Here is a 21,883-nt window from a genome sequence, read left to right on the forward strand (position 1 = left end):
AGCAAGCAAAAGTGCAATACTAAGTAAAACCTTGTAAAGAGTAGCTTTTACCGGATAATGAACGATGCATAAAAGTGATTATCATGATCTCTACTGTTATCTCAAACGTCTTTAACATTCATTATACGTAAGTAAAATTGCTGAAACAAAGGAAGTGCCTGATAGAAATATATATTGTGAACTTGGTTCGATTGTGAATTAGACTGAGGGAAATGTAGAAATTGTGCATATTTATTAAATAGGAATTGTGTGTCATGTTGAAATAATTATGAATAAAGTATTTTTGGGGGATAAGAATGAAAAAGATAAATAGTGCATTAACAATCATTATCGCGGTGCTCATATTTCAAATGATTTCGAGTACGTTCAATCAACAATACCATCTCAGTAGTTATGACTTCGCAACTCAAGACAAGGAAGATGATCTGAGAGTCATATCCCTATCGGTTTCCACAGAGACGTTCAAAGGGTCGCAAGAAGTTTTTGTGGATACATTGATAAACTATCTTGAAGTTACACCCTATGATGTATCTGTGTTGAGTGTTGGTGAAGCAACAGGTTATGAAGAAGCAGTTGACAGACTTTACGTAAAATCAAAAGATAGTGCATATTCGCATCTTTATATAAAAGGAATTGTTCCTCAAAACTCTCCAAATAATCATAATTTGGGTTCAATCATTACAAACTATGATGAAAATCGGGTGCAAATCATTCAACCATTTCGTTTTGATAGAGAAATTCGCTACGACGGTGTGATGAATAAGTTGGAACATAAATCACTCCATGATTTGAATGAATTAGTCGGAGATAAAGCAAATTTTATTGTGAATCTCAATTTCTTTGTACCTAATGAAGAAACATCAAAATTTCAAGATACATTACGAACGGAGTACTTCAATCAGTATTTTACCTGTGAGGAGAATCAGAACTCTGAACAAATTTGTGGATTAAATGTTCATACACGAATGCCAGTAGATATTAGAAATTTTGAGTGGAAATTGTTTGATCTAAATGTCGGATACCCGCTTTTAATCATGTTAGTATCCTGTATTTCATTAATTACGATTATTATCTATCAAGAAATCCAAAATAAAAAAGAGATTATAATTCGAAAGATGCATGGAAATAGTGAATGGATTATTTTCTTAAGACTTCTACTACCATTAATTCTTCAAACATTATTTCTCTTTGTATTAACGCTTATTTTACTTTTTATTATTTGTTATGAAGGACCTTTTGTTTTACTCAAAAGTCTCCTACATACATTATTAAAAGTAAGCTTAATTTTCTCAGCACTCATTGCAATTCTTGTATTTGCGTTGGCGTGCATTCAGCGCATAACGAATAAAGGACACTATTTAAAAAGAGAGACTCGGATCCCTATTATCTACTTCGGTAATGTCATTCTTAAGGTAATCGTTATTGTGATGCTAAGTATTCCTTTAGTTACGCATGCTGAACATGTGATGAAACGATATACATACCAGCATGAACTGAATCAAATGACAAATTATTTTGATCAGGTTATTTCCTCGGTCAATTATGGATATGAGTTCAATGGAGACGATGAGCTCAGAATGAACCAAGAGTTATTTCATCTGGCAAATGAGAACGATATTGCATACATTAATTTTACAGATATTATGAGAAATTTTGAGAATTCTAGCTTTTCAGTTCCGGTAGAAATTAATACTGTAGCATTTAAGCTTCTTTTCCCTGAGATCCAAGATGTTATGTTCGGTAAAGACAGCGTGGAAATCACAACATTACAGGATGAGAGTCCGTTTCTTTCTCAAGATGCAATCCGTTTGGATAAAACACCTGATATTACGACACCATTTTATACCTGGGGAGTCTTGAAAAATCCATCCTATCGTCTTGTACTCAATCCGAGTAGTGATGACTTGAATATGATTAATTTTATGTCACTATATACTACAAACGGAAATGCAGTAGGTGCAAATCAATTTTTTGAACAAGTAAGTCAGAATATAACAAACCCTGAGATTTTAAAATTACAAACATTACAGTCGAGCTCTCAAAAAGTTCTCACACGAACTTTATTTGAGTTGACGATGAAGGTGATGGTTATATTTTTACTTGTTTTTGTATATTCTAAGTTACTTATTGGACTTTACTTAAATAGTTATGGGAAGCATCTAACGATTCAATATCTACATGGAGTATCCCGAGCAAAGCGTTATACTCCAATATATATGCATCAAATTATTAGTATTTTTATGTCATCGGTGTTTACGGTATTCATCTTATTAAAAGAGGTCGGTGGCATGATGTTAACAAGTGTAGGATTAATAAGTTTATATTTCATAGTAATTCTAATATTTGATTTACTATTGATATATTTTCAACTCAGAAAATTTGAAAGAAAGTCTGTTGTCGTATTGAAGGGAGACCAATCATGATTGAGTTTAAAAATGTATATAAAGCATTCGGTGACACTGAAGTGTTGCACAATCTTAGTTTTACAATTAAGAAAGGAAGCTTCACAGCAATTACAGGACCTTCAGGATCGGGTAAAAGTACGATTTTAAATATTATGGGGTTACTTGATCGTGCGGATAAGGGAAACGTGAGAATTGATATGCATGAAAATGTTAAACCCTTTTCTAAAGATGCAACTGAAATATTAAGAAATGAAATTGGATACCTCTTTCAAAACTTTGCACTGATTGATAATAAAAGTGTGAAGTATAATCTTATGATTGCTTTAGAACATGTAAAAGAAAAAAATAAGAGTAAACTCATAAACGAAGCATTAATAAAAGTGGGATTGAAAGGTTTTGAAAATAAAAAAATATTTGAATGCTCCGGTGGGGAACAACAGCGTATTGCGATTGCTCGGTTGTTACTCAAGCCTTGTCAAATAGTTTTATGTGATGAACCTACAGGAAGTCTGGATGAAGAAAATAAACAAGTGATTTTTGATTTATTAAAATATCTCCAAGAGCAAGGGAAAACGCTGGTTGTTGTAACTCACGATGAGGATTTGGTAGAAATTGCTGATGAAGTTATTGTGATTCATAAGTATACAGAAACAGTATCATGACAATATTCATTGAGTATCGTGATGACGAGTTCTAGATATCTCTTGTCACATGCATCAATTGACATTTTTTGAATCGAAGCATCATTCCAGGTATCAATGAAATCAATCGTATTTACAAGATATGCGGTGATAAAGTCACGGTCATCATTAACAAATTGCTTTAGAGAAACTTCGTAAGCTGCGAGTGTGTATTTTTTTAGTGTCGAGAGAAAGTTTGGATTATTTTGTTGTGAAATAATTAAATTTTTTGCACTACTATGCGAAAAGAACTGATTGGCAAATGTAAAGGGTTTAATGATCATCTCAGGAGAATGTGATGAGAAATAGCCTTGTCATAATGTATCGATGCCGTATTCAAATAATGAGTATTTATCGTCAAAAAGACGATAAAAGGTTGAACGGTGTATTTGAGACTGATTGCAAATATCTTGAACGTTAAGCTGGTCGAAATCGCGACCTGATAGTAACATTTTCAGTGTTTCATTCCAAACTCTTTCTTGTGTTGATAGTGTCATAACGATCCTCTCGTGAGACAAAAAAGAAATTTGTCTCTTATACTTTGTTTAAGTTTATCATAGAATAAGAAGGCAGAGAAGGAGAAAACATTATGTCAAAAGTTAAATTATTTATCGCAATCAGTTTGGATGGTTATATTGCTACAGAATCAGGATCAATTGAATGGTTGAATCACTTTCCTCAAGATGAAGTGGATGATTCATACGAGACGTTTTATAACTCCATTGGAAACGTCATTATGGGAAGCACGACTTACCGTCAGATAACTGAAGAGCTCGCTGATGTTTATCCTTATGCAGATAGTAAGTCATATGTACTGACATCACAGACTTTCAAACCAGCGGATGGTGTTACATTTGTAAATAAAAATGTATCGGATGTAGTTAAAGACATAAAATCAGATAATGATTCTGATATTTGGATTGTAGGTGGAAGCAGTATTGTGAAACCACTTGTCGAGAATAATGAAATTGATGAATACATTATCGCCATAGCACCAATGTTACTGGGTAAAGGCATTCCACTCTTTAAACATATGAATGAATCTCTAACCCTGAATCTTATAAATACCTATCGTAAAAATCAACTTGTATATCTTAGCTATGAAAAGAAACCCCTTAAATAATTTTAAGGGTTTTGTATGATTAACGACTACCGTATACTTATCTATCAGGTGAATATCTGTCAGTAGGGGAGCAAAGCTATAAAGTTTATGATTGAATTCTAAATCTTGCTGATGTGCAAATGAGTTTAACGATTTGAGGTCAATACGAATACCAACACCTATGGTTTTTAGAAGTGCCTCTTTTTGACACCAAACTTGATAAAAGTTTGCGATATCATTCTTCGCGAAAATTTGTTCCTCATCCGCATAATAACGATTGCTAATTGCTTCAAATTTTCTTTCTTTATGAAACTCGCAGTCAATACCAATTGGGCTTGATGAGCACGCAATCACGAGAAGGTCATTTGAGTGGGATAAAGAGAAAAAGAAAGGGTTATGAATAATATATGGTTTTCCAAATTCGTCTCGAATTATTTTTTCAGCAGAAAAATCGGGATCAAAATTCTGCAGAGAATTCACGAGGAATTGATTATTTTCTGCTGCAGATAGGTTCTGAGTTGAGAAGACATAGTCGTATAAATTAAGGTTCATAATGGTCTCCTTAGTTAGATAATAATATCACGAATCTGTAAAGAAGGACACTGGATTGATGTGAAAGGATACACAAAGAAAAATGATAATGATTATCATTGACAATATCATTAAGTTGTACGAAAATAGAAGTAGGTGAAAACCGTTAGAGGAGGAAATTATGTCATTAATTGGAAAAACTATTGAAGCATTTAAAGCAAATGCTTATCATAATGAAGAATTTATCGAGGTTACAGACGAAGACTTAAAAGGTCATTGGTCAGTGGTATGTTTCTATCCTGCTGATTTCTCATTTGTATGCCCAACTGAACTTGCAGACTTACAAGAACAGTATCCAGCACTTCAAAAACTTGGCGTTGAAGTATACTCTGTTTCAACAGATACACACTTTGTACACAAGGCATGGCATGACCATTCAGATGTTATTAATACATTAGAGTACATCATGATTGGCGATCCATCACAATTCATTTCTCGCAGTTTTGATGTTTTAGATGAAGCAAACGGTCTTGCACAACGTGGTACATTTATCATTGACCCAGATGGTGTTGTTCAAGCTATGGAAATTAACTCAGATGGTATCGGTCGTGATGCAAGTACTTTAATTGATAAAGTTAAAGCAGCGCAATACGTACGTAAACATCCAAATGAAGTTTGTCCAGCTAAATGGAAAGAAGGAGAAGAAACACTTACTCCAGGACTTGATTTAGTAGGAAAAATTTAGTGAGCAAAACCATGTTAGATGAAACAATAAGAAAACAACTCACAGCTTATGTTGAATTGTTAGAAAATAATGTTACGTTTAAAGTAAGTCTTGACGAAAGTGACGCTTCACAAAAATTGAAGTCTTTTGTTGAGGAAGTAAAAACACTTTCTCCTAAAATTAGTTTAGAAATGACAAAACTAGAACGAACACCAAGCTTTATGATTAATCAAGGCAATCAAGATTCTGGAATTGTATTCGCAGCTGTTCCACTGGGACACGAATTAGAATCATTTGTTCTTGCGCTACTTCAAGTTGGCGGACGTGCACCTAAGATTGATGATAAGGTACGTAAACGTATCGAGTCGATTGATCGTGAATGTCATTTCGAAACCTATATGAGTTTATCATGTCATATTTGTCCTGACGTTGTTCAGGCCATCAATATCATGGCGGTCTTGAATCCTAAAGTTACGCATACCACAATCGATGGTGGTATGTTCAAACAAGAAATTGAGGATCGCGCTGTCATGGCCGTTCCAACTGTATTTATGAATGGTGAAGAGTTTGCTAGCGGTAGAACTTCACTTGATGACATGCTTGAAATGATTATGGGTGCACAAGAAATTGATGTGGATATTACAAAACCATATGATGTTGTTGTGGTAGGTGGCGGTCCTGCAGGAGCAAGCTCCGCAATCTATGCAGTTCGTAAAGGATTGCGTGTTGCCATGATTACGGATCGTATGGGTGGACAAGTTCTTGAAACCATGGGAATTGAGAATGTTATTGGAACACCTTATACAGAAGGTCCTAAACTTGCTCGTTCACTGGAAGCACATCTTGATGAATATCCTGTCGATATTATCAAATCAAGAACCGTAAAATCCTTAAACAAAACGGATCAATTCGAAATTACACTAGATAACGATGCGGTTCTTACAAGTAAAACTGTGATTGTCGCTACGGGAGCACGTTGGCGTAATGTTAACGTACCTGGGGAACAAGAATTCAAGAATAAAGGTGTTGCTTATTGTCCACACTGTGATGGTCCTATTTTCGAGAACAAACGTGTTGCAGTAATTGGTGGTGGAAACTCTGGTATTGAAGCTGCTATCGATCTTGCTGGAATTACAAAGCATGTTACGGTTTTGGAATTTATGCCAGAACTTAAAGCAGATGAAGTACTTCAAAAACGTCTCCACTCACTTAAAAATGTGACTGTGGTAACCAATGCACAAACAACTGAAATTCATGGAGATTCCAACGTCAACGCGTTGTCCTACAAATCTCGTGAAACAGGTGTTGAAGAGAAAGTTGAACTTGAGGGTGTCTTCGTCCAAATCGGTCTCATGCCTAATACGGAATGGTTGGGAGATATGGTTGAGAAAACACGAATCGGTGAAATTGTCGTTGATTCGAAAGGTTCAACAAGTCTACCAGGATTGTATGCTGCAGGAGATTGTACTGACAGTGCCTACAAGCAAATCATTATTTCAATGGGTTCAGGTGCAACCGCTGCACTTGGAGCATTTGATTATTTAATCCGAGATTAAAAAAAACTAAAAAAATGTTTTCAATTAATTGACATCGAAAACCAGATAAAATAAAATAAAAAAGTATTTTACTGAAAATGTCTGAAAGCATCATATGATTCTTAACTAAGGGGTATTGACACATTACCCCTTTTTCTATTCTTTAGGAGGGTTTATGTCACATAAAATATACGATTCACCACTTTCAAAACGCTATTCTGGTGATCAAATGAAGTATCTTTTTTCGGAAGATAAGAAATTTAAAACATGGCGAAAACTATGGATTGCACTTGCTGAATCTGAGAAGGAACTCGGGTTAAAAATTACTTCGGAGCAAATCGAGGAATTAATTCGATTCAAAGATGATTTAAATTTAGAAGTTGCTCAAGCAAGAGAAAGGGAAGTTCGTCATGATGTTATGAGTCATGTCTATGCATATGGTGTTCAATGTCCCCTTGCCGCACCCATTATTCATTTAGGTGCAACATCTTGTTTTGTTGGCGATAATACTGATCTCATCGTTATGGTTGAAGGATTGGAGCTCGTGCATAAAAAGATGATCCAAGTTATACGAATTCTATCGCAATTCGCTCTTGAACAGGCTGATCAACCGACATTAGCCTTCACTCATTTTCAAGCGGCACAACCTACGACAGTTGGTAAACGTTGTACACTTTGGATTCAAGATTTGATGATGGATCTTGAAGATGTTGAGTATTTATTAAGTAAAAAGAAATTGCTAGGATCTAAGGGTACTACCGGAACGCAAGCTAGTTTTTTAGAACTTTTTGATGGAAATCACGAAAAGGTTAAGGCGTGTGATTTGATGATTGCGAAAAAAATGGGATACGAAACCGTATTTGATGTTTCGGGTCAGACTTATTCACGTAAAGTAGACAGTCAAATCTTATCAGTACTGAGTGGAATTGCCCAATCCGCTACAAAATTTTCAAACGATATTAGATTACTACAACATTTGAAAGAAGTTGAGGAACCCTTTGCTAAATCGCAAATAGGATCTTCAGCCATGGCATACAAGCGAAACCCAATGAGAAGTGAAAGAATGGCATCTCTTGCGCGGTATGTGATGGTGGATGCACATAATCCGGTCATTACAGCCTCAACACAATGGTTTGAAAGAACATTAGATGATTCAGCAAACAAACGTATTAGTATCCCTGAGGCTTTTTTAGCGATTGATGGTGTTTTGAATCTTTATGCAGATATCGCTGACGGATTGGTTGTTTATCCTAAAATAATAGAGAAACATCTTAACGAAGAATTACCTTTTATGATGACTGAAAACATCCTTATGGATGCGGTTAAGGCTGGAGGTAATCGTCAAGATTTACACGAAGAGATAAGACGCCTTTCGATGGAAGCGGGTCGAGTTGTGAAAGAAGAAGGAAAAGAGAATGATTTGTTAGAACGAATCGCATCGGATCCAAAGTTTAATCTTACAAAAGACCAACTTGATGCGCTCAGTGATCCAAAACTTTATGTGGGAAGAGCACCAGAACAGACTCATGAGTATATCGAGAATGTAGTAAAACCTAAAATTAATAAATGTAATTCTGAAACAACCATAGAAACGATTAAATTATAAGGAGAATATTTATGGCAAAAGCAATTGTAGGAGCTTGTTGGGGTGATGAAGGTAAAGGGAAAATCACAGATATGCTTGCAGATCAATGTGACATTGTAATTCGTTACCAAGGCGGAAGTAATGCTGGACATACAATCATTAATGAGTATGGAAAGTTTGCACTGCACCAGTTGCCATCGGGAGTCTTTCATCAAAACATTACCAATGTTATTGGCAATGGCGTGGCATTGAGTGTGGAAAACTTTACTTCGGAGCTTGAAACACTGATCGATCGAGGTGTTCCTAAACCTAAATTAATGGTATCGGATCGATGCCAAATTGTAATGCCATACCACAAGGAATTAGACCGACTGGAAGAAGACCGACTTTCAGATCAAGCGTTTGGATCAACGAAATCAGGGATTGCACCTTTCTATTCAGATAAGTATGCAAAACTTGGGTTTCAAGTCAGTGAATTATTTGATGAGGAATCAGTACTTCGTAATAAAATAGAAAAAGTTCTCGCAATTAAGAATGTATTGTATACAAATCTCTATCATGTTGAACCACTTGATGCTGAAGAAATATTCAAGAAATTAATGGAATATAAGGAGGCTTTAGCTCCGTATGTTGCAGATACGTTTGACTACTTATACCATGCAATTCAAGACTATAAAGAAATCTTGTTGGAGGGACAATTGGGATCATTGAAAGATCCTGATCATGGTATCTACCCTATGGTTACATCCTCATCAACACTTGCAGGATTTGGAAGCGTAGGCGCTGGGATTCCTCCTTACGAAATTAAAGAAGTCATCACTGTGGTAAAAGCATATTCTTCTGCGGTTGGAGCAGGAGAGTTTGTAAGTGAGATATTCGGTGAGGAGGCTGATGCATTACGTCGCAATGGCGGTGATGGTGGCGAATATGGAGCAACAACGGGACGACCAAGACGCATGGGATGGTTGGATCTTGTAGCATCTCGTTATGGCTGTCAACTCCAAGGTGCCACATCCGTTGCCTTTACAGTTGTGGATGCACTCAGTTACTTGGATGAAATTCCAGTCTGTGTTGCATACGAACTTGATGGTAAAGAGATTAGTCATTTTCCATCGACGACACTTCTTAAACGTTGTAAACCTGTTTGGAAAGTATTGCCAGGTTGGAAGGAAGATATTCGTGGTATCCGAAAATTCGAAGATCTACCAACTAATGCACAAAACTACATTCTCTTTGCAGAAAAAGAATTGGGAGTGTCGATAGATTATGTATCGAATGGTCCATCTCGATCAGATATAATATTAAAATAATTAAAGCCACAAATTGTGGCTTTTGCTTTTTTGTGTGAAGTCATTGCATTCAAGATAATCATTTTTATTTCGTGGTATAATTGAAAACAGGGTGAAGCAAAATGAAAAAACTTATAACAATTATATTGGAAGTAATTTTAATCCTTGCATGTGTTGGGTACGCAGGGTCTAAATTTGGTGTGAAATCACTTGATTCAGTCGATACAATGATGGTTTCGTTGAAGTCGCAAATAGAGAGTGAAATTACGGAATCAATCAGTCAGGTGGAATACCTTGTTCCAGTTGAACATCAAGAAGAGTTTTCGAAAGTCATTGAATCTGTTGGTAAAAGTGACCAAGTAGATGCCATGATTAACAAGTATTCACAGAGTTTTCTAAAAGATGTCGCTTCTAAAAATGGTGCTACCATGGATATAAACGCAGAAGTTGACCAATTTATTTCGGACAATGAAACGGAAATTAAAGCTTCTATGGGAAACAATGTTCCCGAAGAAGTTAAGTCACAAGTTATTACTGAAATGAGAACTAAAATAGATTTTGAAAAGCACTATAAAGATGTTGTGGAATACACACAAAAGAAACTATCCCCTGGACAAATGGAAGCTTTGGATACTGTGAATGAATTAATTGTGAATTCAGAGTCTTATCCAATGATTGCTGCAGCAACAATAGCTGCGAGTCTTGTGTTAATAATTCTAATTAATATTAAAAACAGATTTGGAATTGGTTATATCGGTACAGCACTCGTCATAAGTGGGATAACATGTTTTGGATTATCACTCATTATGCCTTCTTTTGTTGAGAGCTCACTTGTCAGAATTCCATTTGAAATCGATGCATCTCAAATTCCATATGCAATGCTTAAAAATTATGGATACATTTATGGTGGAATTGGATTAGTATTAGTTATCATCAGTTCAGTTATGAGTCGTTATGAAGTTGTGGATGCTTAGGAGATTGTATGAATATTGAAAAAGTAATCATTCACTCGTTGGATGAATCGTTACGAGTGTTAATGTTATCAGAATCGCAAATTAATTTAGTTAAAACACCAGAAGTTGAGGCTTACTCAGAAAAGTTTGTAAAAGGTTTACTGAAAAGTACAACATCAACACATGGAAAACTGACTGAAAATAGCATTTACCAAACTTTGATTAATGCACCTTTGAACTTTGTAGAAACGTCTCAGAAAATTGCGCAATCATGGTTTTCCACGTATACCAGTAGAATGGAATATCCTTCTCTAAACTGTTTAATTGTTCAAGTTGAAATTGAAGATGTTATTTGGTTAGCTCTTTTTGAAATTGAAAGTAAAAGCGGCTATTTGAAAATTACAGAAAATAATCCTAATCTTGAAAATAAAGTAATTTATAATCATGCCATTTTACCTGAATCTTTTGCGAGTGTGAAAGCAGCATGGATGTTGAATTTAAGTACAGGCGAAGTATGTGTTAGAGGTAATCGAGACTATAAAGAAATTATTCAAGAACTTGTTGGGTGTGATCTTGTCGCGAATAACAAAGATTCGTATAAAGTTGTCGATTCTTTAGTCGGATATTTGTCTGAAGTTCGCGATGAAGAAACTGTTAAGAACAGTATGAAGGCAAAACAAATTATTCAGGATAATCTTGAACTTCTGGAAGAGATTAGCGCTGATGCACTCTTAAATGAGGTTTTTGGGGATTTTGAAGAGCATGAAGCTACAATGATTGAAACTACACTTGAATATGAACGGGTTGAGAATCCTATCAATTTGAAAGAACTCAATCGAACATCACTTGCTAAGAAGCAACGCATTAAGACAGAATCAGGGATTGAAATTATCTTGCCGATTGATGTTTTAGATGTGAATGATGTACTTGATATCAAAACTGATGAAAGTGGTCGAGTCTCAATTGAACTCAAGAATATTGGAAAAATAATTGAATAATAAAAGCACCTCCGAGGAAGTGCTTACTGTAAGTTAAGAGCGAAGCTTTTAACTTTTTTTATGATTTTGAGGCAACAATCACAGAGGTTGTTGCTGAACCTGTAACGTTTGCCATCGTACGTGCCATATCTACTAAACTAGAAATTGGAGCAAGTACAAAGATTATTTCAAGTGGTAGCCCTGCAGCTGTTAATACGGCAGTTGCTGCGATTGTCGCAGTTCCGGGTACACCTGCTGTACCAAATGACACAACAACTGAATAAACAATAAGTAATGCATATTGCATAGGTGTAAAAGGAATGTTAAGGGCATTGATGCTAAAGACTGCAAGCATTACTGGCCAAATTCCAGTACATGCAGCCATCCCCATATTAGCACCCAGTCCTGAAACGAACGATGCTATATCTTCATCAACATCTAATTTCTCAGTAAGTTGTTCTACGACAACAGGCACAGAACCAATACTACTTTGTGATGTGAAAGCAACTACTTGTGCAGGCCATATTCCCTTAAAGAAGTCTTTGACACTTGTTTTAGAAAAGAACTTAATGAGTACGCCATTCACTACGAATGCTTGGAAGAAACTTAGTAAGTAACCTACTAAAATTATGATTACAAATGATTGTAAATCCTTACCACCATCACGAGTAGGAACTGAAGCAATAAATGATACAACAGCATAAGGTGTTAAACGAATGACAAACTTAACAACTTCATTCGTCAATTTGTTCATCGCATTAAAGAAATCAATAATCGGTTTCGCATCTTCCGGTTTGCGAGTATTGATCTTAATCAAAGAAACACCCACTATAGTAGCGAAAATAATAATTGGAATAACTTGATTGCTTGCTGCATGAGCAATAATGTTACTTGGGAAAAAGGAAATTATTGTGTCAATAAAAGTTGGCACTTCCTTAGGGATGTAATCGGTAGGTAACGTAATTTGAAATCCTGAACCGAGCTTAATCCATGTTGTAAATAATACAGTAATCGTTGCTGCAATTGCAGTATTTAATAAGAGCCAGAATACCGTACGTAATCCGAGACTTTTTAAACGATCAATATTTTTTAAAGAAGCAACACTTGCGATAATGCTGAAAAATAATAAAGGGGCAACAATTGAAGAAATGAGACGTGTAAAAATTCGCCCAAAAACTGTGACATATTGAGTTGAACCCTGGAATACAAAACCAAGAATAAGCCCAAGAACTAAAGCAATAATGGTACGATAACCAAAATTGACATGTTTCTTTTGAAGCTTAAACAAAAAAGCAAAGACAACGAGAGTGGCTACAAGAGCGAGCCAAGGGTAATAAAGTTCCATTGATAAACATCCTCCTAAAGATAAAAAAAGAGTGCCTGACAGCACTCTGAACCATTAATAATCTATGTTTCGATCGTGATGCATGCTTAAAAGTACAGAAACTGTACGGATTGACTTTCAAGTTTGCAACATTTCACGAAATAATTCATATGACCCTCCTAAACATATTTAACATATATGTTTAACATGTTTATGTACCTATAATAATTCTTGGTGAGAAACTTGTCAAGTGTAATAACTTCAAGACCATTCATACTCGTATCCTGTTTAGGTATAATTTGTTATAATACGAATAGATTTTTAATAAGGAGAATGCGTTATGGATACGATAATTGTCATAGGAGGGGGCCCATCAGGAATGATGGCTGCAATCTCTTCAAAAGAGCACCACCCAAATGCTCGTGTTATTTTAATTGAAAGAAATGAAAGACTCGGAAAAAAACTAAGACTTACAGGGGGTGGCCGTTGTAATGTTACGGCTGATGTTAGCAATGAAGAAGTTATAAGCTATGTCCCAAAAAATGGAAAGTTTTTATACAGTGCTCTAACAAACTTTAATCCTCAAGATATTCAGAAGTTTTTCAACGAAAATGGTTGCGAAACAAAAATTGAGGATCATCACCGCGTTTTCCCAAAAAGTAATAAATCACAAGATATTGTAGAAACACTACACCGTAAACTGGTTGAATGTGGTGTTGAACTCTTCTTAGATACATATGTTGAATCAATTGATATTGCTAAAAAGAAAATTGTTACGAATAAGCAAACATTTAATTTTGATCATTGTATTTTCGCTACTGGAAGTAAAACATTGCCCGGAACTGGTTCGGATGGAAATGGTTATGGTTTATCCGAGGCGGTTGGACACACGATTACAAAGTTATTACCTGCAGAAGTTCCGCTGGTATCAAACGACCAAGTCATTCAAGAGAAAACGCTTCAAGGATTATCATTCAAGGATGTTAAACTTAATATTTATAAAAAGAATAAGATAAAACAAAGTATTACTCATGATCTACTCTTTACTCACTTTGGACTATCAGGACCTGCAGCATTACGAGCAAGTTTCTATATCCAAACTATTCTTGAGAAGGAAACTCCTGCAAAAATAAGCATTGATTTTTTACCTGAAATATCGCTTGAATCCCTTCAACAAGAATCAGACGTTGAAGAAAAACTTCAAGAATATGGACTTCCGAAGCGACTTATCAGTTACTTTAAAGAAAAAAGTAAGAACACACAAGAAGTACTCGAAAAGGTAAAAGGTTTTGAAATGAGTGTCTATGAGACGCGTGGTTTTGCACATGCATTTGTAACAAATGGCGGCGTAACTCTAAAGGAGATTGACCCCAAGACGATGAAATCGAAAATTAATCCTTGTATCTCAATGTGTGGAGAACTCTTAGATTACAATGCATTCACAGGGGGATTTAATATTACATCTGCTTTCGCAACTGGATTTACAGCAGGAAAATATGCTTTATCTGAAGCCTAAGTGCTTGTGTGAAATTATAGAAACCATCCTCAAATCCCATAATTTAAAGAAAGACTGTGATATGATTAGTAAGTAGATCTAACAGTTTACAAGGAGGTTTATAATGAGTGATAAAAAAACACATTATGAAGAAGATGGTAAAGTAATTGATGTCGAAATTATCTCAGAAGAAGAAGTTGAAGATTTTGATAATTACGATCATCTTGATGAAGGTGAGTATGTCTTCTACGAAGAAACAGATGAAGATGACGCCCCTACAGAAGAAATAATCATCGAGAGTGAAACAAAGAAAACTAAAAATAAAAAAACTAAAAAAGTAAAAAATAAAAAGGATAAAAAATCAAAAGGTGCTAAAAACAAGATGAATACGATTATAGCTATCGTTGTCTTATGCTTGGTAGCAGGCGGTACCTATTTTGCTTGGAATCGTTTCTTTTCAAAAGAAAAAGTTGATATCTTTGAATACATAGAAGTGAAATATACAGGTGTTGATGGCTCAGCAATTGCTGGAATAGAACCCATTGACCCTATGACAAACCAAGATGCTAAGGACCTTGTTGATAATGCAATCTTTACATTTGAACCTTCAAATACTGGGTTAAAAAATGGTGATAAGCTTACTGTAAAAGTGAAACTTAACTCAGAATTTGAAAAAGAATTTAATGAAAAGAAAAAACTCGCTTCGACGAGTAAAGAGTACACTGTGGACCTCTACTCTGAAGCATCAACCATTGATCCATTTGATGGCTTAGTTGTAGATTTCTCTGGTAAGCAAGGCGAGGGAAAAGCAAGTGTCGATAAGAGCGGTGTGAAAGCACCAGATGCTGCTACAAAAAATATTCTCAGCAATGTTGAATACGTCGTTTCTAAAGATTCAAAACTTAATCAAGGCGATACAGTAGAAGTCAGCTTGAAATATAATGAAGCAGTCCGTAAAGAACTTAAAGCAAAGAATATGAGCTTCAAAACTGAGAAGAAAAACTATATTGTCGAGGGACTTGCAGTGTCACCGGAAAGTGTTAAAGATATTGAAAACGTTAATGATCTCAGTAAATCAGCCCTTGATGCATTAAAAAATAAACATGCTGAAAAAGGACTTAAAGCGGAAAATTATCAAAAATCGTTAACATGTTATGCGCAAACTCCAAAATTACAAAGTAATGCTTACGATGAGTTAAACGGTACAGCATTCTCTGATGGAACTCTCATGTTTGTGTATACTTATCAGCTTGATGGTAAAACATATGCCGATAACATGGGATATACCAATATTGTTTATAATAATGGTAAAATTGATCAGAATGCGAAAATTTTAACATCACCAAAACAAGAGAAAGCATCGCTTGAAAAGATTCAAGGTGAGCTAAATACTAATGGATTTAAATGTGATTAAGAAAAGAACGTCGTGTGACGTTCTTATTTGTTTCTGGATATTTATTTCCGCTTGAACATGGATTTTTTTAGTTCATCTAGGTGCTCAGGGAATTTGATGGATTTTGAAGTTGGAAAGGATCGAAGAATTCTTCTTTCCGAAAATTTCAATTTGTTTTTAACTGCATCATAACGCGCTGTTAGTTCATCACGACGCTTGATTTGCTTCTCTTCCAAGTTGTCAACAATGGTACTAATTTCATCTTTAATATCTTTAAGTTCCTTGAGATATTTTTTAAGATTTAAGGTTGATACGAGTGTAATTACGAAGTCAACAATAATGATGCTTCCAGCAATAATCATAACCCAATGTTGGGTACTCAAAGATAGTTTAGATACCTCCACAATGATCGTTGGATGGACCCAAACGACAAGAATCACAGAAAGTGCTCCAAACATTAAAGAATTTCGTAAACAAACGCGGCCATTGATATTGAACTTTCGCTTTGAATAATCCCACCAACGCATGTCGAATGCTTTTTCCATGATATAGCTTGTAATGTATTCTAAAGCACTTGTTAAGATAATTCCTAATATGAATACCAGTAGTGGATTGTCTAGAAAAGGATCAAGGACAAATAAAATTGTCATGGCACCAAATCCGTAAATAGGTACTAAAGGTCCATGTAGAAAGCCCCTTTCTACAAATTTCTTCGCTGGAATAGAACAGTAAACTGTTTCTAATATCCATCCAATAAAACTATAAATTAACCAATAAATAAAATATGTTTGCATCCTCTCACCTCAATTAATACACATTATAACAGACTCGGATATGATTAGAAACAAAGGACAAGTTTAGATTTAAGACTGTGGATAATTTCATGACATAAATCGTGATTATCATAACGTGTATACAAAAAAAATATGGTTAAGGGTTGACAAGGTTAAAAAGTGTATGTATCATAGGTCACGGAATAAGTTGAAAACAAAATTTAATATCGGTAGGTGAGGCTACCATAGGGATACGGATTACTGCCGCAAAATAGTGGAGACACTATGAGATGGTCAACAGTCTAGGTCAACAAGGCGTAGAATAATGTAATTTCATTGCCCTATGGAGTTAAAGCTTGAACGAAGACAATAAATATTTTTTAGTATGTTAAACCACGTCTTTGTTTAGGCGTGGTATTTTTTTGTTTGAACGAAAGAAGGGAGTGGTAACCATGCAATCGTGTTGTTGTAGGGGTATAAAACAATTTAATAATAGGCGAAACATGTTGGGTGGTTTGACACTCTCATATCGATTGTTGTAGCTGTTTTGTATCCTACTTATTTATGTTAAGGGAGGATATAACGATGACAATGAATAAAAAAACTGTAAGCCGCGAAGCTTACGAAACACTTAAAGCAATGCGTGCACAAGATCGCTTAAAAGAAGCAGCAATCTTGGACACTGAAGAACTAACAACGAATTTGAAATCTACACGTGAAGGACTTCAAACACGTCGTGTTGATAAAGCAAGAGAAGATTTTGGGGAAAATAAAATAAAATATGGAAAAGAAGACAGTGTTTTAATGAAGGTTATCAAAGCATTCATTAATCCCTTCACTTCAATTTTAATTGCTCTTGCACTTGTATCTGGATTTACAGATATTATTCTTGCAGAACCTGGAGAAGCGGATCCAACAACCGTAATTATCATTACACTTATGGTGTTAATCAGTGGTATCTTACGTTATGTACAAGAAGCAAAATCAAATAATGCAGCAGAAAAACTATCAGAAATGGTTGAGACCACTACGCTTGTTGAACGAAGAGGCGAAGGAAAACAAGAACTTCCAATTGATGAAGTGGTTGTAGGCGATATGATTTATCTTTCTGCAGGAGATATGATTCCAGCTGATATGAGAATTTTAGAAGCAAAAGACCTCTTTATTACTCAAGCAGCACTAACTGGCGAAAGCGAGCACATCGAAAAGAATGCGCGAACAGTAACGATCGCACATGAAAACTTAACAGATAATGAAAACCTCGTATTCATGGGAAGCGATGTCATTAGTGGTGCAGCAAAGGGAATCGTAGTTGCTGTAGGAAGCGATACATTATTCGGAAGCATTTCTGAAAATGTTGCGGAGGATACTGTCGAAACAAGTTTCGAAAAAGGCGTTAACTCAGTCAGTTGGCTACTCATTCGTTTCATGTTAGTGATGGTTCCTATTGTACTTTTCCTTAATGGATTTACAAAAGGAGACTGGATGGGAGCATTCCTATTCGCAATTTCCGTAGCAGTTGGACTTACACCTGAAATGTTACCTATGATTGTCACAACATCACTAGCTAAAGGTGCTGTATCCATGTCTAAAGAAAAGACAATTGTGAAGTCACTTAATTCGATTCAAAATATTGGTGCCATGGATATTCTTTGTACTGATAAAACAGGAACACTAACTCAAGATCGAGTTGTTCTTGAATATCACTTGGATGTGTTGGGAAATGATAATGATCGTGTTCTCAGACATGCATATTTGAATAGTTATTTCCAAACTGGACTCAAAAACTTGATGGACAAATCAATCATTGAGAAAGTTAACGAACGAAGTGACCAAGAAGCATTCAAAGACTTAGATATGCGCTATCATAAAGTAGACGAAGTACCTTTTGACTTTAACCGCCGTCGAATGTCAGTAGTGGTATCTGATAAGCATAATAAACGCCAAATGATTACAAAAGGTGCAGTAGAAGAAATGTTAAACATTTGTTCTTATGTTGAAGTAGGAAATGAAGTCGTGCCTCTTAAAGAATCCATGATTCAAGAAATTACAAAGACAGTCGATGAGCTAAACGAAAAAGGAATGCGTGTAATTGCATTAGCTCAAAAAACAAATCCCGCTCCAGTAGGAGAATTCTCAGTAGAGGATGAAAGAGAAATGGTTCTCATGGGGTATCTTGCATTCCTAGATCCACCTAAAGAAAGTGCACAAGAAGCTATTGAAAAACTTGCTTACTTTGGCGTTACAACGAAGGTAATTACGGGTGATAATGAAAAAGTAACACGATCAATTTGTAATATGATTGGACTTGAAAATGAAAAAATTATTCTCGGAAGCGATGTTGAAAACTTCACACAGGAAGAATTGAATGTTGCTGTAGAAAAATATAATATCTTTGCGAAAATGTCACCAAGCCAAAAAGCATTAGTTGTAGAAACACTTCGTGATTTGGGACATACTGTTGGGTTTATGGGAGACGGTATTAATGATGCGCCAGCAATGAAGGCCGCAGATATTGGTATTTCCGTTGATACAGGAGTTGATATTGCAAAGGAATCAGCAGAAGTAATCTTACTCGAAAAAGATCTCCTTGTCCTTGAGAAAGGGATTATCGAAGGACGTAAGACTTATGCAAACATGATTAAATATATCAAGATGACTGCAAGCTCAAACTTTGGAAACGTATTCTCAGTCTTAATTGCAAGTGCATTCTTACCGTTCTTACCAATGGAAGCAATCCATCTTGTGCTCTTAAACTTAATCTATGATATTTCTTGTATCGCAATTCCTTGGGATAATGTAGATGAAGAATTCTTGCGCGTTCCTCGTAAATGGGATGCAACATCGATTCGTAACTTTATGATTATTATTGGACCTACAAGTTCAGTCTTTGATATTACAACTTACCTACTAATGTTCTACATTATTGGACCACAAGTTGTGGGAATGCCATATAGTGAAATTACGAGCCCAGAAACTCGTGCACTCTTTATTGCCGTATTCCAAGCAGGCTGGTTCGTCGAATCCATGTGGTCACAAACACTTGTTATTCACATGATACGTACACCAAAGATTCCATTCCTACAAAGTCGTGCATCAACATCACTAACCTTGCTCACTTTCGCAGCAATTATTGGACTTACAGTAATTCCATTTACTGGATTTGGTGCATCAATTGGATTAGCACCACTTCCACTGAATTACTTCTTCTGGCTTGCAATTACGATTGTTCTATACATGGTACTCGCAACAATTGCTAAGAACTACTTTATTAAACGATATGGTGAGCTCCTATAATAATTTATGAGTTTCATAAAAATATGATACAATTATTCCATAAGAAATTAGGAGACTTAGGATGAAAAAACTACTACTATCCATTTTAGCGCTCTTGTTAGTACTCACAGGATGTACTCAGAAAGAATCTAAAGAACTGGATTATACTGAAGTAATGAATGAAATGTTTGAGTCAGCAGTTAATGGTACTGACTTTGGAATTAACTTCCTATTTCTGAATCCAGAAAAATTTGGGATTGAGAGAACAGACTATAAAGCAACATTCACAACTAAAGAAGACTATGCTGCTTCAATTGAAGACAGTAAAAATCTTTTAAAGGAATTAAGCCAAATTGATGTGAGTGATTTAAATGATCAACAAAAGCTTGATCTCGAAGTCGTCAAAGAATCTTTGGAAACTTCCATTGCTATGGAGAAATTCTACGAATATGAAACAGGTTCGGGTTTAATTGGATACTCCCGTAGCTTAATGAATAGTTTAACTTCAACCCTTGAATCGTATCGATTCCGTGATGAACAAGATGTCAAAGGATATTTAAGTTATGTAGAATCCTTGCCAGCAACTTTTAAAGGTGCTGTTGAATTAGAACTGACACGCCAGAAAAATGGTACAGGGTTTGGTCAAGAAGAATTGGATGAAATTGTATCTCAAGCTCAAACAACAGCAGATTCTATAAATGATGACTTCTTCTTGATAGATCATTTTAATACCGAACTTGCAACTATCGATTCCGTTAAGAATGATACGAAACTTATGGCAACGTATCAACAACGTAATAAAGAGGCGATTACAAAATCACTCAAAGAATCGTATCAAATTATTGCAGATGGCTTGAAAGACATTGAAGCAAAACCTTCGACAGGACTTGCTGGTCGTAAAGACGGTAAAGAATACTATGAGGTATTACTCCAACAAGAAACAGGAAGAAAACTCTCCATGAGGAAGATTAAGAAGAAATTGGATCAATGGGAAGAAGAAAATATTCTAACGCTTATGGCCATTGCACGTGCTGGAAATTATGATAAGTACCAAGCGATGTATGCTGCGAATAAGTATGGTGATTTTAAAGATGGGTTTGAACTCATTTCGTTTATTGAGGCAAACATGAATGATGATTTTCCTGAAATTGAAACTGTAAACTATGATTTAAAGAAAGTTGATGACTCAATCTCTGAAGGAGCAAGCCCTGCTTTCTACTTCACACCAGCAATGGACTATGATGGATCTGAGAAACAACATATCTATATTAATGGTGATTTTGATAATAAATCATTTACAACCTATTCTCATGAATCAGTCCCCGGACATATGTATCAATTTAATTACTTTATTCAAAAAAATACAGAACAAGCACCAGTCCGTTCACTTCTGAATTACTCAGGTCATGCGGAAGGTTGGGCAAACTATGTTGAAAATCGTGGCGTCGCATACCTTTATGACGAAGAATACTATGATTTCTATCAAGCCATTACCAATTTAAATAAAATAATGGAAGTTAGGTTTGATATTGGGGTTAACTATGATGGATGGTCTGTGGAAGAATTTCATGATCAGCTTCTCGAAGCCACCGGAAACCCAGAAATTTCTGAGGATGTTTCTAAGAAAATATTCTTAACCCTTGCGCACACTCCAGCGGCTGCACCCACATATTATCTCAGCAGTCTTTACATTGAAGAAATGCGCCAAGAGTATCTAAAAAATCATGAAGGATCAACAAACAAACAATTTCATGAAGCATTCCTTGATCTAGGACCTGCCAGTTTCGATACAATTGATAAGTTTTTAAAATAAATTGCAAAAGCGCCACAATACGTGGCGC

18 protein-coding genes and 1 riboswitch are annotated in these 21,883 nt (G+C 35.5%); of the genes, 13 read left to right on the top strand and 5 right to left on the bottom strand.

Going from position 1 to position 21,883, the window contains the following annotated elements; all coding sequences use genetic code 11:
- The first annotated feature begins 296 nt into the window (after positions 1–296).
- Both H9L01_RS05675 and H9L01_RS05680 read left to right on the top strand, forming a co-directional pair.
- On the top strand, positions 297–2,423 hold the full coding sequence (locus H9L01_RS05675; RefSeq protein ID WP_187533016.1) for a hypothetical protein: 2,127 nt from the start codon (positions 297–299) through the stop codon (positions 2,421–2,423).
- Entirely contained in the window at positions 2,420–3,067 is a 648-nt protein-coding gene (locus tag H9L01_RS05680; RefSeq protein ID WP_187533017.1) for an ATP-binding cassette domain-containing protein, read from the top strand. The genes H9L01_RS05675 and H9L01_RS05680 overlap by 4 nt, the downstream gene beginning before the upstream one ends.
- Here H9L01_RS05680 and H9L01_RS05685 read toward each other — a convergent pair.
- Positions 3,040–3,369 carry a hypothetical protein gene (locus tag H9L01_RS05685; RefSeq protein WP_187533018.1) on the bottom strand — a complete coding sequence of 110 codons (330 nt, stop codon included), beginning with the start codon at positions 3,367–3,369 and terminating at the stop codon, positions 3,040–3,042. The two genes, H9L01_RS05680 and H9L01_RS05685, sit on opposite strands and share 28 nt — an antisense overlap.
- A 30-nt stretch (positions 3,370–3,399) precedes the next feature.
- Positions 3,400–3,582 (bottom strand): TetR family transcriptional regulator, encoded by a 183-nt coding sequence (locus tag H9L01_RS05690; protein ID WP_187533019.1) that lies wholly within the window; start codon positions 3,580–3,582, stop codon positions 3,400–3,402.
- Positions 3,583–3,674: 92 nt separating this feature from the next.
- Here H9L01_RS05690 and H9L01_RS05695 point away from each other — a divergent pair, with 92 nt between their 5' ends.
- On the top strand, positions 3,675–4,208 hold the full coding sequence (locus H9L01_RS05695) for a dihydrofolate reductase family protein (RefSeq protein WP_246448932.1): 534 nt from the start codon (positions 3,675–3,677) through the stop codon (positions 4,206–4,208).
- Here the strand turns inward: H9L01_RS05695 and H9L01_RS05700 are convergent.
- Complete coding sequence (locus tag H9L01_RS05700; RefSeq protein ID WP_187533020.1) at positions 4,131–4,739, bottom strand: 4'-phosphopantetheinyl transferase family protein; 609 nt, start codon at positions 4,737–4,739, stop codon at positions 4,131–4,133. The genes H9L01_RS05695 and H9L01_RS05700 overlap by 78 nt on opposite strands.
- Before the next feature lie 160 nt (positions 4,740–4,899).
- Here H9L01_RS05700 and ahpC point away from each other — a divergent pair, with 160 nt between their 5' ends.
- The 6 genes from ahpC (at position 4,900) to H9L01_RS05730 (ending at position 11,802) form a co-directional block, all read left to right on the top strand.
- A complete protein-coding gene (gene ahpC / locus H9L01_RS05705; protein ID WP_187533021.1) occupies positions 4,900–5,463 on the top strand; it encodes an alkyl hydroperoxide reductase subunit C in 564 nt (187 codons plus the stop codon).
- Between the two features lie 11 nt (positions 5,464–5,474).
- On the top strand, positions 5,475–6,998 hold the full coding sequence (gene ahpF, locus H9L01_RS05710; RefSeq protein ID WP_187533022.1) for an alkyl hydroperoxide reductase subunit F: 1,524 nt from the start codon (positions 5,475–5,477) through the stop codon (positions 6,996–6,998).
- Positions 6,999–7,152: 154 nt separating this feature from the next.
- Entirely contained in the window at positions 7,153–8,583 is a 1,431-nt protein-coding gene (gene purB / locus H9L01_RS05715; protein ID WP_187533023.1) for an adenylosuccinate lyase, read from the top strand.
- 11 nt (positions 8,584–8,594) lie between these two features.
- Positions 8,595–9,872 carry an adenylosuccinate synthase gene (locus H9L01_RS05720; protein WP_187533024.1) on the top strand — a complete coding sequence of 426 codons (1,278 nt, stop codon included), beginning with the start codon at positions 8,595–8,597 and terminating at the stop codon, positions 9,870–9,872.
- A 101-nt stretch (positions 9,873–9,973) separates the two neighbouring features.
- Complete coding sequence (locus H9L01_RS05725) at positions 9,974–10,825, top strand: hypothetical protein (RefSeq protein WP_187533025.1); 852 nt, start codon at positions 9,974–9,976, stop codon at positions 10,823–10,825.
- Between the two features lie 8 nt (positions 10,826–10,833).
- The gene (locus H9L01_RS05730; RefSeq protein ID WP_187533026.1) at positions 10,834–11,802 is read left to right on the top strand and encodes a nucleoid-associated protein; all 969 of its coding nucleotides are present in this window, start codon (positions 10,834–10,836) and stop codon (positions 11,800–11,802) included.
- A 58-nt stretch (positions 11,803–11,860) separates the two neighbouring features.
- Here H9L01_RS05730 and H9L01_RS05735 read toward each other — a convergent pair whose 3' ends face one another.
- On the bottom strand, positions 11,861–13,126 hold the full coding sequence (locus H9L01_RS05735) for a dicarboxylate/amino acid:cation symporter (RefSeq protein WP_187533027.1): 1,266 nt from the start codon (positions 13,124–13,126) through the stop codon (positions 11,861–11,863).
- 319 nt (positions 13,127–13,445) lie between these two features.
- Between H9L01_RS05735 and H9L01_RS05740 the strand changes: the two genes are divergently transcribed.
- Both H9L01_RS05740 and H9L01_RS05745 read left to right on the top strand, forming a co-directional pair.
- Complete coding sequence (locus H9L01_RS05740; protein WP_187533028.1) at positions 13,446–14,621, top strand: BaiN/RdsA family NAD(P)/FAD-dependent oxidoreductase; 1,176 nt, start codon at positions 13,446–13,448, stop codon at positions 14,619–14,621.
- A 103-nt stretch (positions 14,622–14,724) separates the two neighbouring features.
- The gene (locus H9L01_RS05745) at positions 14,725–16,014 is read left to right on the top strand and encodes a hypothetical protein (protein ID WP_187533029.1); all 1,290 of its coding nucleotides are present in this window, start codon (positions 14,725–14,727) and stop codon (positions 16,012–16,014) included.
- A gap of 41 nt (positions 16,015–16,055) precedes the next feature.
- Here the strand turns inward: H9L01_RS05745 and H9L01_RS05750 are convergent, their stop codons facing one another.
- The gene (locus H9L01_RS05750; protein ID WP_187533030.1) at positions 16,056–16,787 is read right to left on the bottom strand and encodes a putative ABC transporter permease; all 732 of its coding nucleotides are present in this window, start codon (positions 16,785–16,787) and stop codon (positions 16,056–16,058) included.
- 198 nt (positions 16,788–16,985) lie between these two features.
- Positions 16,986–17,141, top strand: a riboswitch (M-box (ykoK) riboswitch).
- 210 nt (positions 17,142–17,351) lie between these two features.
- Here H9L01_RS05750 and mgtA point away from each other — a divergent pair.
- Together mgtA and H9L01_RS05760 are read left to right on the top strand one after the other, a co-directional pair.
- Positions 17,352–20,063: a magnesium-translocating P-type ATPase gene (mgtA, locus tag H9L01_RS05755; protein WP_187533031.1), complete on the top strand. Its 2,712-nt coding sequence runs from the start codon at positions 17,352–17,354 to the stop codon at positions 20,061–20,063.
- Between the two features lie 61 nt (positions 20,064–20,124).
- A complete protein-coding gene (locus H9L01_RS05760; RefSeq protein ID WP_187533032.1) occupies positions 20,125–21,855 on the top strand; it encodes a DUF885 domain-containing protein in 1,731 nt (576 codons plus the stop codon).
- Positions 21,856–21,883: the final 28 nt, after the last annotated feature.

The organism is Erysipelothrix inopinata (genome assembly GCF_014396165.1).
GTDB lineage: Bacteria > Bacillota_I > Bacilli_A > Erysipelotrichales > Erysipelotrichaceae > Erysipelothrix > Erysipelothrix inopinata.